The following is an 11,102-nucleotide window of genomic DNA, read 5'->3' as shown; positions in this document are numbered from 1 at the left end:
TTGCGGGGCCCTTGCTCCTTGCGGCTCTTCCGGATCTCGAAGTCCATCGCATCCCCTGAACTGGGGTGTTGCGACGACCACTAGAACGGAAGGACCCGCGTGCGGGGGCTCGCCACGTGTCGCGTCACGGGTTTACCGTCGAGGCAGGCACCACCTGATGCGCCCACTTCGGACCCTGGGGGCCGGCATGGTCGAGGAGCTGGTGGCGGCGGGGGCGGCGCTCGTGTCCGCCGGGGCCGTCTACGCGATGGCGGCGGCCCGGGTCGTCAAGCAGTACGAGCGGGGAGTGGTGTTCCGCCTGGGGCGGCTCAGGCCCGAGGTGCGGGGACCCGGGCTGACGCTGGTCGTGCCGTTCGTCGACCGGCTCCGCAGGGTCAACATGCAGATCGTGACGATGCCGGTGCCCGCGCAGGAGGGCATCACCCGGGACAACGTCACGGTCCGCGTGGACGCCGTCGTCTACTTCCGGGTGACCTCCCCGGCCGAGGCGATCGTCCGGGTCGAGGACTACCGGTTCGCCGTCTCGCAGATGGCGCAGACCTCGCTGCGGTCCATCATCGGCAAGAGTGAGCTGGACGACCTGCTCTCCAACCGGGAGAAGCTCAACCAGGGGCTGGAGCTGATGATCGACAGCCCGGCCGTGGAGTGGGGCGTCACCATCGACCGCGTCGAGATCAAGGACGTGTCGCTCCCGGAGACCATGAAACGGTCCATGGCCCGTCAGGCCGAGGCCGACCGGGAGCGCCGGGCCCGCGTCATCAACGCCGACGCGGAACTCCAGGCGTCGAAGAAGCTGGCGGAGGCGGCACAGCAGATGGCCGAGACGCCCGCCGCGCTGCAACTGCGGCTGCTGCAGACGGTGGTGGCGGTCGCCGCCGAGAAGAACTCCACGCTGGTCCTGCCCTTCCCGGTGGAACTGCTGCGGTTCCTGGAGCGGGCACAGCAGCCGGTGGCGAGCGCCCCCCAGGTGGCCGAGCCGCCGGTACCGGAGCAACGCCCGCCCCTCGCCCCTGGCTTGATTTCGGACCCCGAGGGGGCGGAATCCGGACAGGACTAGACCTCTTCGGTCGTGCAGGGATAACCCTGCACGGCGTTCGCGGCGGGAGCCGGGGGCGTTCGCACGGGGGAGCGCCGGCGTCAGCGATGGGCGGTGCCGAGCAACGAGGCGAGTGTCCCGCTGAAGGCGGCCTCCGAACGGTCGGCGTGCTGGCGTATCCGCGCGGCGACGGCATCGGCTCCGCCGCCTTCCACGAGGTGTACGAGCCGGTCGGCGCGGCGCTCGTGGGCTTCCCGGGTGTCGGGGAGGGTGGAGAGGTAGAAGTCCGCCGCGTCGTAGGCCATGTGGAACACGTGCTTCTTCACGTCGCTCAGCGTCAGATAGTCGTCGTCGGTCGTCGGAGCCGGTTCCGGGGCGCCGACGCACACCGCCGGGGTGCCGGCCCCCCAGGCGTTGACACACAGGTGGTAGGTGTCGGTGATGACCAGCCGATAGCGGGGCAGAACCCTCACCAGGTCGCCGAGGGTGTGGCCGCCCGGGCGTGTCGCGATGTGGCCGACGGGGGGAGGAACGTCCCGGTCGAACCAGGGCAGCCATTCGAGCGGGACTCCGAGGCGCTCGGAAAGGCCCTGACAGAAGGCGGGCAGCCAGGCGGGGATCGTGGTACGGGCGCCGAGGAACACGCCGATCGCACCACCGTCCGGGACCTCCTGGGACCAGGGCGTGACCGGCAGGTGGTCGAGGTCGCCCGGGCGGGACAGAAGCGCCGCGTCGGAACCGAAGTATTCGGTCGTGCGATCCCCGCGGAGGTGCGCGATCTTGGCCGCGGACAGCGGGTCGCGCATCCAGACCCGGTGACTTCGCGTCATCAGGCGGGAGAACAGCGGACCGTACTCCTTGTCCTCGTGGTCGGACTGCGTGTTGTGCAGGACCGTTCCCCCGTAGCTGAGGGTCCGTGCGAGGAGGTCGTCCGGCTGGTCCTCGAGCAGCAGGGTCCGGTTCAGCAGGGCCCGGGCGGTGGCGCGGTCCTCGGCGAGGCCGAAGTCGAGCAGGCGGTTCGTCGCGTCCTGGGCCAGATAGTGCCGTGCGTGGAGGAAATCGCCCCAGAAGACGACCGCGTCGTGGTCGCGGAGCGCGTCGAGGTGCTCGATCAGCGAACGGAAGCGGAACGGGACATCGGTGCCTTGTGCGCACGCGCGCAGCGGCACGGTCTCCGGTGGGTGAAGGGTGTACCAGGTCGTGTCGATCTCGGTGTCCATGCGCCGTCGCAGGGACTCGAAAGCCAGGTCGACGGTCAGCATTCCGGTGTTGCGATACCCGATGTTGGGCGCGGTGATGACGGCGACGCGTGCCATGTGTTCGTTTCCCCCAGCCGTTGCAGGCGCCTCGAAGCGCGGCGTTGATCACCGGCCAACGTACACATCGGCGCCGGCCCGGGAACGGCTCCCCTGACCGGTCGCTGTGTTCGGGGGCTGTTTTTCGCCGGTTCCTGTCCGGCGGCACCGAACACGGCCTCACCGGGCACCTCTGGAGCGGGGCTCCCGTATGCGGGATTTGCCGTGTTTGCGCAGGTGACGCGCGGGGGAAGGGGTGTCGTACGGGAGTTCGAAAATTGGTCTATGGTGGGGGTGGGGAAGATGGGAACGGACGTTCGAGAGCCGTGTGGGTGGCTCACGGGTACGGGAGGTGCGTGTGCCGGGTTTCACGCATCTGCACACCGCCTCCGGATTCTCCCTGCGGTACGGCGCCTCGCACCCGGAGCGGCTGGCCGAGCGCGCCGGTGAGCTGGGCATGGACGCCCTGGCGCTCACCGACCGGGACACCCTCGCGGGCACGGTCCGGTTCGCCAAGGCCTGCGCGGCGGCGGGGGTCCGGCCGCTGTTCGGGGCGGACCTGGCGGTGGCGGAGTACGAGCCCATACGACGCGAGAGGCGCCGGGCCCCCGTGCGCGGCGGTGCCTTCATCGACGAGTCGACACCCCGCGCGGTCTTCCTCGCCCGGGACGGCGCCCGCGGCTGGGCCGACCTGTGCCGCCTCGTCTCCGCCGCCCATGCGCACGAGGGCACCCCGCTGCTGTCCTGGGCCGACAACCACGCCGACGGCCTGACCGTCCTGCTCGGCCCCGACTCCGACGTGGGCCGCGCCCTCGCCGCCGGCCGCCCCGACCGCGCGGCCAAGCTGCTCGCACCCTGGAGGGACGTCTACGGCGACGCCCTTCGCCTGGCGGCCGTCTGGCACGGCCGCACCGGCACCGGCCCCGGCTCGCTGCGCCTGGCCGCCCGCACCGTCGGCTTCGCCGCCGAGCAGGGCGTCCGGCCCGTGCTCGGCAACGCCGTCCGCTACGCCGACCCCGGCCTCGGCCCGGTCGCCGACGTCCTGGACGCCGCGCGCCGCCTGGTCCCCATCGACCCCACCAAGGAACTGGACTCCGGCGAGGCCTGGCTGAAGGACGCGGGCGCCATGTCCGAGATCGCCGAGCGGGTGGTGGAGGCCGCCGGCTTCCGTCGCGACACCGCCCACCGCCTGCTGGAGCAGACCCGGGCCACCGCCGCCGAGTGCCTGGTCGACCCCGAGGACGACCTCGGCATCGGCACCGTCCACTTCCCCGAGCCGCACCTCGTCGGCGCCGGCCGCCGCACCGCCCAGCGCACGCTCGCCTCCCGGGCCGCGGCGGGCATGGTGCTGCGCGGCTACGCCGGCCGCCGGGACTACTGGGAGCGGATGCACGAGGAACTGGACATCATCGCCCACCACGGCTTCGCCTCCTACTTCCTCACCGTCGCCCAGGTCGTGGACGACGTACGGACGATGGGCATCCGGGTCGCCGCGCGGGGCTCCGGCGCGGGCTCCCTGGTCAACCACCTCCTCGGCATCGCGCACGCCGATCCCGTCGAGCACGGGCTGCTGATGGAGCGCTTCCTGTCCAAGCGGCGCATCGCCCTGCCCGACATCGACATCGACGTGGAGTCCGCGCGCCGGCTCGAGGTCTACCGGGCGATCATCGACCGGTTCGGCACCGAGCGGGTCGCCACGGTCGCGATGCCGGAGACGTACCGCGTGCGGCACGCCATCCGCGACGTGGGCGCCGCCCTGTCCATGGACCCGGCCGAGATCGACCGCATCGCCAAGTCCTTCCCGCACATCCGCGCCCGCGACGCCCGCGCGGCGCTCGAGGAACTGCCCGAGCTGAGGCGGCTCGCGGGGGAGAAGGAGCGTTACGGCAGACTGTGGGAGCTGGTCGAGGCGCTGGACGCCCTTCCGCGCGGGGTCGCCATGCACCCGTGCGGGGTCCTGCTCTCCGACGCCTCCCTCCTGTCCCGTACGCCGGTCATGCCGACCAGCGGCGAGGGCTTCCCCATGTCGCAGTTCGACAAGGACGACGTGGAGGAGCTGGGGCTGCTCAAGCTCGACGTGCTCGGGGTGCGGATGCAGTCCGCGATGGCGCACGCCGTCGCGGAGGTGAAGCGGGTGACGGGGAAGCGGATCGACCTGGACTCCCTCGCGCCGGGCGACCCGGCGACGTACCGGCTCATCCGCTCCACCGAGACGCTGGGCTGTTTCCAGATCGAGTCTCCGGGCCAGCGGGACCTGGTCGGACGGCTGCAGCCGGCCGGCTTCCACGACCTGGTCGTCGACATCTCCCTCTTCCGGCCGGGGCCGGTCGCGGCCGACATGGTGCGGCCGTTCATCGAGGCACGGCACGGGCGGGCACCCGTCCGTTACCCGCACCCGGACCTGGAGGGGCCGCTGAAGGAGACCTACGGCGTCGTCGTCTTCCACGAGCAGATCATCCACATCGTCGACATCATGACCGGCTGCGGGCGGGGCGAGGCGGACCAGGTGCGGCGCGGGCTGTCCGACCCTCAGGCGCAGGGGCGGATCCGGGTGTGGTTCGCACAGCGGGCGGCGGCGAACGGATACGACGCGGAAACGATTCAGCGGACCTGGGAGATCGTCGAGGCCTTCGGGTCGTACGGCTTCTGCAAGGCGCACGCGGTCGCCTTCGCCGTGCCGACGTACCAGTCGGCGTGGCTGAAGGCCCATCACCCGGCCGCCTTCTACGCGGGGCTGCTCACCCACGACCCCGGGATGTATCCGAAGCGGCTGCTGCTGGCGGACGCGCGGCGCCGGGGGGTGCCGATCCTGCCGCTGGACGTGAACAAGTCGGGCGTCGCACATCGTATCGAACTGATGTCTGAATCATCTGATTCCAGCGGCCGTTGGGGGCTGAGGCTCGCCCTGTCCGACGTGCACGGCATCAGCGAGGCCGAGGCCGAGCGGATCGAGACCGGGCAGCCGTACGCCTCCCTGCTCGACTTCTGGGAGCGGGCCCGGCCGAGCCGCCCCCTCGCCCAGCGGCTCGCCCAGGTCGGCGCGTTGGACGCGTTCGGCGCCAACCGCCGCGACCTGCAACTGCACCTGACCGAGCTGCACCGGGGCTCCCGGGGCGCGGGCGGCGGTCAGCTCCCCCTGGCCGGCGGGCGCAGGACCGCCCCGGCCGGGTTGCCCGACCTGACCTCGGAGGAACGGCTCAGCGCCGAGCTGGGCGTGCTCTCCATGGACGCCTCGCGCAACCTGATGGACGACTACCGCACGTTCCTCGACGAGCTGGGCGTGATCTCGGCGCGCCGGCTGCGCGACGCCCGGCACGGCGAGACGGTGCTGGTCGCGGGCGCCAAGGCGGCCACACAGACCCCGCCGATCCGCTCCGGCAAGCGGGTCATCTTCACCACGCTCGACGACGGCACGGGCCTGGTCGACCTGGCCTTCTTCGACGACTCCCACGACACCTGCGCCCACACCGTCTTCCACTCCTGGCTGCTGCTGGTGCGCGGGGTGGTGCAGCGGCGCGGACCGCGCAGCCTCAGCGTGGTCGGCTCGGCCGCCTGGAACCTCGCCGAGCTGGTCGAACTGCGCGCGGAGGGCGGCCTCGACGAGGTGGCGGCGCGACTGGCGGAGCCCGCACCGCTCCCGTCGGACGGCGGCGACGGTGACGCGGCGAAGGGCCGGCGCATCCGGATGTCCACGGGGTACGAGATGAACCCCTGGGCCGACATGCGTCCCGCGGGCGAGGGCCCGGCGGGCGGAAGGAAGCTGTGGCACCAGAGTCCGGGGAGTGCGGGATGACCATCCTCTGCGTACGTTTCCAGCTGCCCGAGCTGTACGAGGCGGCGCTGCCGGGGCTGCTCGGACTCCTCGAGGAGTTCACGCCCGTCGTCGAGGCGCTGCCGCCCGACCGGGCGCTCGCCGACCTCGGGGGAGCGGAGCGGTACTTCGGGCGGGACGCCGTCGAACTGGCCAGGCTGATCCGGGTACGGGCCCTCGCGCACCACGGGGTCGACTGCGCGATCGGTGCCGGTCCCGGGCCGATGCTGGCCCGTATGGCCCTCGCGGAGGCGGCGCCGGGAGAGGTCCGGGTGGTACCCGGCGACCCGGACGCCGTCACGGAGTTCCTGGCCGACCGCCCGGTCCGCGCGCTGCCCGGGATCGGCGGGGCGACCGCCCGCACCCTGTGCGAGTACGGTCTCGACACCATCGGCCGGCTCGCCGCCGCACCCCTGTCGACGGTGCAGCGGCTCGTCGGCGCCCGGGCCGGCCGCGAACTGCACGAGAAGGCGCACGGCATCGACCGCGGCCGGGTCGTGCCCAACGCCGTCACCCGCTCGCTGGCCACCGAACGCACCTTCCAGCGCGACGAGCTGGACCCGGACCGGCACCGCCGCGCCCTGCTGTCGGCCACCGAGGAACTGGGCGCCCGGCTGCGCGCCGTGGAACGGGTGTGCGGCAGGCTCACCCTCACCGTGCGCTACGCCGACCGCTCCGCGACGACCCGCACCCGCACCCTCGCCGAGCCGACCGCGCACTCGGCGGCGCTCACCGCCGAGGCGTACCGCATGTACGAGGCGCTCGGCCTGCAGCGTGCCCGGGTCCGCGCGATCGCCCTGCGCGCCGAGGACCTGGGCTCCGCCGAGCAGGCGGCCCACCAGCTCACCTTCGACCCGGTGGACGACAAGGCCCGCCGCATCGAGGAGGTCGCGGACCGGGCCCGGGCGAAGTTCGGGCCACGGGCGGTGATACGGGGGTCGCTGGCCGCGTAGGCGTCAACTCGCCCACGGGGGCGTGATACGCGTGCCGTCCTCGAGCTCCGCCTCCAGCCCGATGGAGGTGGTGACCCAGGAGACGGCGACCTCGTCCGTGGGGTTCTCCACGCCCAGGGTGGCGCCGGGGTTGACGATCACCGTGTCGCCCGCGGTGACCCGCTCGGCGTGACCGTCGAGCGTGATCAGCAACTCCCCGCTGAGCAGATGGAAGATCTCCTCCCGGGTGACGGTGTGGACCGGGGCCCGGTGTCCCGCGGGGATCTCACCCCGCCATGCGCACAGCTCCTTGCTCCCGCTCAGGGGGTTGGCGTACGCCACGAAGCGGGCGCCGTGCATCTCGTGGATGACGGCTCGGTCGGAGCGGACGACGGGCATGGGTGCCTCCTTGCGGCAGATGGTCAAGTTGCTTGACTGTTTCGATGCCCCCTATGGTCAAGCCGCTTGACCGTCACGTCAAGGGTGTTTGAATGCCTCCGTGCAGAACTCCGAGGCCATGGCCCTGTCCACCGCCCTGCTCGCCGTCGCGGGCGAGCTGACGCAGCGCATCCATGACGGTGTCGTCGCGCGCGGCTTCGAGGGGCTGCGGCCCGCGCACGGCTTCGCCTTCGCGCGCCTGGCCCCGCACGGGGCGACCGTCACCGAACTGGCGGCGCACCTCGGGGTGACCAAGCAGGCGGCCAGTCAGCTCGTCGACGAGATCGTGCGCAAGGGGTACGCCGAACGGCGGCCGCACCCCGAGGACGCGCGGGCGCGGCTGATCGTGCTCACCGAGCACGGCTGGGCCTGTACCCGGGCCGCCGAGGAGGCCGCGGCGGATGCCGTGCGGCCGTGGGTCGAGCTGCTCGGGCAGCGTGAAATCCGTTCCCTCCAGCGTCAGTTGCTGCGTATCGCGCCCTATGGGCCGGTCAAACCCGTCTGGTGACGAGTCGTCGCATACGTTCAGGGCATTACCAGGGATCGCGGGCGCGGTCAGCTACCACCGGAAGTTTTTACTGACGCGTAACTTCACTTGTCACCTACTCGTTCGTAACTTGACGAGTGAACAGCATCCCGTGATCCGGATCACAGGGCGCAAGGTCATCGCTCCTTCCCCGAGCCGCAAGGAGATCACCCGATGCTGCCCTGGAAACGCCTGCTCAGACCGCTGTCCGCACTGCTGCTGGCCACCGCGGTCGCCGTCGTCCCGGCCGCCACCGCCGAGGCCGCCGCCCCCAGCACCGGCTGGAACGACTACTCCTGCAAGCCGTCCGCCGCCCACCCCCGCCCGGTCGTCCTGGTCCACGGGACCTTCGCGAACTCCGTCGACAACTGGCTGGCCCTCGCCCCCTACCTGGAGGCTCGCGGCTACTGCGTCTTCTCGCTCGACTACGGCCGGCTCCCGGGCGTCCCGCTCTTCTACGGACTCGGCCCCATCGACCAGTCCGCGCAGCAACTGTCCGCCTTCGTCGACCAGGTGCTCGCCGCGACCGGCGCCGCCAAGGCCGACATCGTCGGCCACTCCCAGGGCGGCATGATGCCCCGCTACTACCTCAAGTTCCTCGGCGGCGCCGCCAAGGTGAACGCCCTCGTCGGCATCGCGCCCGACAACCACGGCACCACCCTGGACGGACTCACCAACCTGCTGCCGTACTTCCCCGGCGCGCAGGACCTTCTCTCCGCGGCGACACCCGGGCTCGCCGACCAGGTCGCCGGATCCGCCTTCCTGACCAAGCTCAACGCGGGAGGCGACACCGTGCCCGGTGTGCACTACACGGTCATCGCCACCAAGTACGACGAGGTGGTCACGCCGTACCGCTCCCAGTTCCTGAGCGGATCCGACGTCCACAACGTGCTGTTGCAGGACCTGTGCGGGGTGGACCTCTCGGAACACGTGATGATCGGGCTGTCGGACCGGATCGCCTTCCACGAGGCGGCCAACGCCCTCGACCCGGCCCACGCCACCGCTACCACCTGCGCGTCGGCCTTCAGCTGAGCGCCGCCGGGACCTGTCCGGCCTGAGCCGCCGGACAGGTCCCCGGAGTGAGGGGCGAACAGCAAGTTAGCCCCGGCAAGCCGTGAAATCGCCTGTCCGCGGCCGGTGATGGAGATCCTTATGGTCCCGTTAAGGGAATGCTGAGACTGGGATCAGCCACGTACCGTTCGGCTCATGACAGATGCCACTGCGGACGCCGGGACGGCCGAGGAGGTCAGACCGGCCGGCGCCGCCGACGTACCGGCCGTACGGGCCGTGACCGATGCCGCGTACCACCACTACATCGCGCGTATCAAAGTGGTGCCCCAGCCCATGGAGGCGGACCACGCGGGCGACGTGGCCGCGGGGCGGGTGTTCGTGACGGGCCGGCCCGTGGACGGCCTTGTGGTGGTGGAGGCGTACGAGGACCATCTCTTCCTCGACAGCATCGCCGTGCATCCCGACGCCCAGGGCCGGGGTGTGGGGCGCCGGCTGCTCGCCTTCGTGGACGCCCACGCGCGTGCGCTCGGTCTGCCCGAGGTCAGGCTCTACACGAACGCGCTGATGTGGGAGAACCGGAGGATCTACCCCAGGTACGGATACGAGGTCGTGGAGCGCCGTGTCGACGGCCCGTACGACCGCGTCCACTACCGCAAGCGGCTCGGCTGAGGGCATCAGCGCCCGGTCAGACAGAAAGGATGCCCGGCCGGGTCGGTGAGGACCCGCCATCTCTCGCCGCCCGGCTGGTGCTCCGGCTTGCCCGCGCCCGACTCCAGCAGCAGCGCCTCCGCCTTGTCGAGGTCGTCGACCGCGAAGTCGAGGTGGATCTGCTGCGGCACGGTCTGGTCCGGCCAGCGCGGGGCCCGGTAGTCCTCGACGCGCTGGAATCCGAGGAAAAGCCCGTCCTCACGGGTCAGTCCGGCGAAGTCGTCGTTCGATTCCGGGTGGAGCTCCAGCCCGGTGGCCCGCTGGTAGAACGCGGCCAGCGCCAACGGGTCGGAGCAGTCGAGGGTGATCGCTGTCAGTCTCATCTGCGGGGGCACGGCACCTCCGTGGCGGCCAGGGCGGAAGAAGGTCCTGCGCCGCAGGTCAGCCGTCGGGCCACCAGACACGGGCGATGTCCTTGCGGACCTCCGGTCGCTCCGTGGGGCGCTCGTCGGCCTCCTCGCGCGTCCGGCGGGAGTCGGTCCTCTTCAGGGGCTTGTGCACGGTCACTCGGCGCATGGCTGCCTCCTTGTGCCCACCGGGTTCCGCTTTTGCGCGGAGGTAGGCCCTTTCGGCGAGGGTTCCTCATCGGTCGAGGTATGTCTGTGGCGGCTGTCACGATTCGACTGTCAGTGGCTGCTGTCACCCTGACGTCATGAACCGGAACATCAACACGGACATGACCAGGAACATGGCCAGGAACAGCGGGGCCCAAACCTCCGCGGCAGCGGACGCCGGCGTGGACTGGGACGCCGAGGCCGCCACCTTCGACGCCGAACCGGACCACGGACTGCGCGACCCCGCGGTGCGCGAGGCATGGGCCGCCCGGCTGGACACGTGGCTGCCGCGGCGGGCCGGGGACGTCCTGGACCTCGGCTGCGGCACCGGCAGCCTGTCCCTGCTCGCCGCCGAACAGGGTCACCGGGTGACAGGGGTCGACCTGTCGCCCGCCATGGTCGCGCGTGCCCGGGCCAAGCTCGCCGGCCGCGACGCGGTGTTCCTCGTCGGCGACGCGGCGACGCCGCCGGTCGGCGAACAGCTCTTCGACGCCGTCCTCGTCCGCCACGTGCTGTGGACGCTGCCCGACCCCGGGCGCGTCCTGCGCCACTGGCGGGGACTGCTGCGCCCGGGCGGCCGCCTGGTGCTGGTCGAGGGCGTGTGGGGGACGGTGAGCCCGGTCGGCATACCCGCCGACCATCTGACCTCCCTCCTCGCGCCCCTCGCCCGGGACGTGCACGTCGAGCGGCTGTCGGACGACGCCCGGCTGTGGGGGAAGGAGGTGGACGACGAGCGGTATGCGGTGGTGGCGGTCGTCTGACGGACGGGCTCGGTGCGCGTCGGTGCGGGC

The 11,102-nt window shown here is 71.7% G+C and carries 11 protein-coding genes; 7 read left to right on the top strand and 4 right to left on the bottom strand.

What is annotated here, in order from left to right; translation table 11 throughout:
- The first annotated feature begins 187 nt into the window (after window positions 1-187).
- On the top strand, window positions 188-1,057 hold the full coding sequence (locus ACZ4SW_RS09950; protein WP_468240355.1) for a slipin family protein: 870 nt from the start codon (window positions 188-190) through the stop codon (window positions 1,055-1,057).
- 80 nt (window positions 1,058-1,137) lie between these two features.
- Here ACZ4SW_RS09950 and ACZ4SW_RS09945 read toward each other — a convergent pair whose 3' ends face one another.
- Window positions 1,138-2,352, bottom strand: coding sequence for a hypothetical protein (locus tag ACZ4SW_RS09945; protein WP_468240305.1), 1,215 nt, complete (start codon window positions 2,350-2,352; stop codon window positions 1,138-1,140).
- Between the two features lie 337 nt (window positions 2,353-2,689).
- Here ACZ4SW_RS09945 and ACZ4SW_RS09940 point away from each other — a divergent pair, with 337 nt between their 5' ends.
- Window positions 2,690-6,124: a DNA polymerase III subunit alpha gene (locus ACZ4SW_RS09940; RefSeq protein ID WP_468240302.1), complete on the top strand. Its 3,435-nt coding sequence runs from the start codon at window positions 2,690-2,692 to the stop codon at window positions 6,122-6,124.
- On the top strand, window positions 6,121-7,095 hold the full coding sequence (locus ACZ4SW_RS09935) for a DNA polymerase Y family protein (RefSeq protein WP_468240300.1): 975 nt from the start codon (window positions 6,121-6,123) through the stop codon (window positions 7,093-7,095). The genes ACZ4SW_RS09940 and ACZ4SW_RS09935 overlap by 4 nt, the downstream gene beginning before the upstream one ends.
- Window positions 7,096-7,098: 3 nt before the next feature.
- On the opposite strand, the gene ACZ4SW_RS09930 is transcribed toward ACZ4SW_RS09935, so the two are convergent.
- Window positions 7,099-7,473 (bottom strand): cupin domain-containing protein, encoded by a 375-nt coding sequence (locus ACZ4SW_RS09930; protein ID WP_468240298.1) that lies wholly within the window; start codon window positions 7,471-7,473, stop codon window positions 7,099-7,101.
- A 100-nt stretch (window positions 7,474-7,573) separates the two neighbouring features.
- Between ACZ4SW_RS09930 and ACZ4SW_RS09925 the strand changes: the two genes are divergently transcribed.
- The 3 genes from ACZ4SW_RS09925 (at window position 7,574) to ACZ4SW_RS09915 (ending at window position 9,718) form a co-directional block, all read left to right on the top strand.
- Window positions 7,574-8,020, top strand: coding sequence for a MarR family winged helix-turn-helix transcriptional regulator (locus ACZ4SW_RS09925; RefSeq protein ID WP_468240296.1), 447 nt, complete (start codon window positions 7,574-7,576; stop codon window positions 8,018-8,020).
- 192 nt (window positions 8,021-8,212) lie between these two features.
- Window positions 8,213-9,070 (top strand): esterase/lipase family protein, encoded by an 858-nt coding sequence (locus ACZ4SW_RS09920; RefSeq protein WP_468240293.1) that lies wholly within the window; start codon window positions 8,213-8,215, stop codon window positions 9,068-9,070.
- Between the two features lie 174 nt (window positions 9,071-9,244).
- The gene (locus tag ACZ4SW_RS09915; protein WP_468240291.1) at window positions 9,245-9,718 is read left to right on the top strand and encodes a GNAT family N-acetyltransferase; all 474 of its coding nucleotides are present in this window, start codon (window positions 9,245-9,247) and stop codon (window positions 9,716-9,718) included.
- A gap of 5 nt (window positions 9,719-9,723) precedes the next feature.
- On the opposite strand, the gene ACZ4SW_RS09910 is transcribed toward ACZ4SW_RS09915, so the two are convergent.
- Both ACZ4SW_RS09910 and ACZ4SW_RS09905 read right to left on the bottom strand, forming a co-directional pair.
- Entirely contained in the window at window positions 9,724-10,092 is a 369-nt protein-coding gene (locus ACZ4SW_RS09910) for a VOC family protein (protein ID WP_468240289.1), read from the bottom strand.
- 46 nt (window positions 10,093-10,138) lie between these two features.
- Complete coding sequence (locus ACZ4SW_RS09905) at window positions 10,139-10,273, bottom strand: hypothetical protein (RefSeq protein ID WP_263229127.1); 135 nt, start codon at window positions 10,271-10,273, stop codon at window positions 10,139-10,141.
- Window positions 10,274-10,445: 172 nt separating this feature from the next.
- Between ACZ4SW_RS09905 and ACZ4SW_RS09900 the strand changes: the two genes are divergently transcribed.
- Window positions 10,446-11,072 carry a class I SAM-dependent methyltransferase gene (locus ACZ4SW_RS09900; RefSeq protein ID WP_468240352.1) on the top strand — a complete coding sequence of 209 codons (627 nt, stop codon included), beginning with the start codon at window positions 10,446-10,448 and terminating at the stop codon, window positions 11,070-11,072.
- The last annotated feature ends 30 nt before the right edge of the window (window positions 11,073-11,102 follow it).

This window comes from Streptomyces sp. NPDC028331, from assembly GCF_055565775.1.
The sequence above is the reverse complement of the archived record's forward strand: the minus strand, read 5'-3'. Positions and strand labels throughout refer to the sequence as shown.

Coding starts and splice junctions, on each gene's coding strand:
- ACZ4SW_RS09950 (WP_468240355.1), top strand. CDS start 188: ATGGTCGAGGAGCTGGTGGCGGCGGGGGCGGCGCTCGTGTCCGCCGGG.
- ACZ4SW_RS09945 (WP_468240305.1), bottom strand. CDS start 2,352: ATGGCACGCGTCGCCGTCATCACCGCGCCCAACATCGGGTATCGCAAC.
- ACZ4SW_RS09935 (WP_468240300.1), top strand. CDS start 6,121: ATGACCATCCTCTGCGTACGTTTCCAGCTGCCCGAGCTGTACGAGGCG.
- ACZ4SW_RS09930 (WP_468240298.1), bottom strand. CDS start 7,473: ATGCCCGTCGTCCGCTCCGACCGAGCCGTCATCCACGAGATGCACGGC.
- ACZ4SW_RS09920 (WP_468240293.1), top strand. CDS start 8,213: ATGCTGCCCTGGAAACGCCTGCTCAGACCGCTGTCCGCACTGCTGCTG.
- ACZ4SW_RS09915 (WP_468240291.1), top strand. CDS start 9,245: ATGACAGATGCCACTGCGGACGCCGGGACGGCCGAGGAGGTCAGACCG.
- ACZ4SW_RS09905 (WP_263229127.1), bottom strand. CDS start 10,273: ATGCGCCGAGTGACCGTGCACAAGCCCCTGAAGAGGACCGACTCCCGC.
- ACZ4SW_RS09900 (WP_468240352.1), top strand. CDS start 10,446: ATGGCCAGGAACAGCGGGGCCCAAACCTCCGCGGCAGCGGACGCCGGC.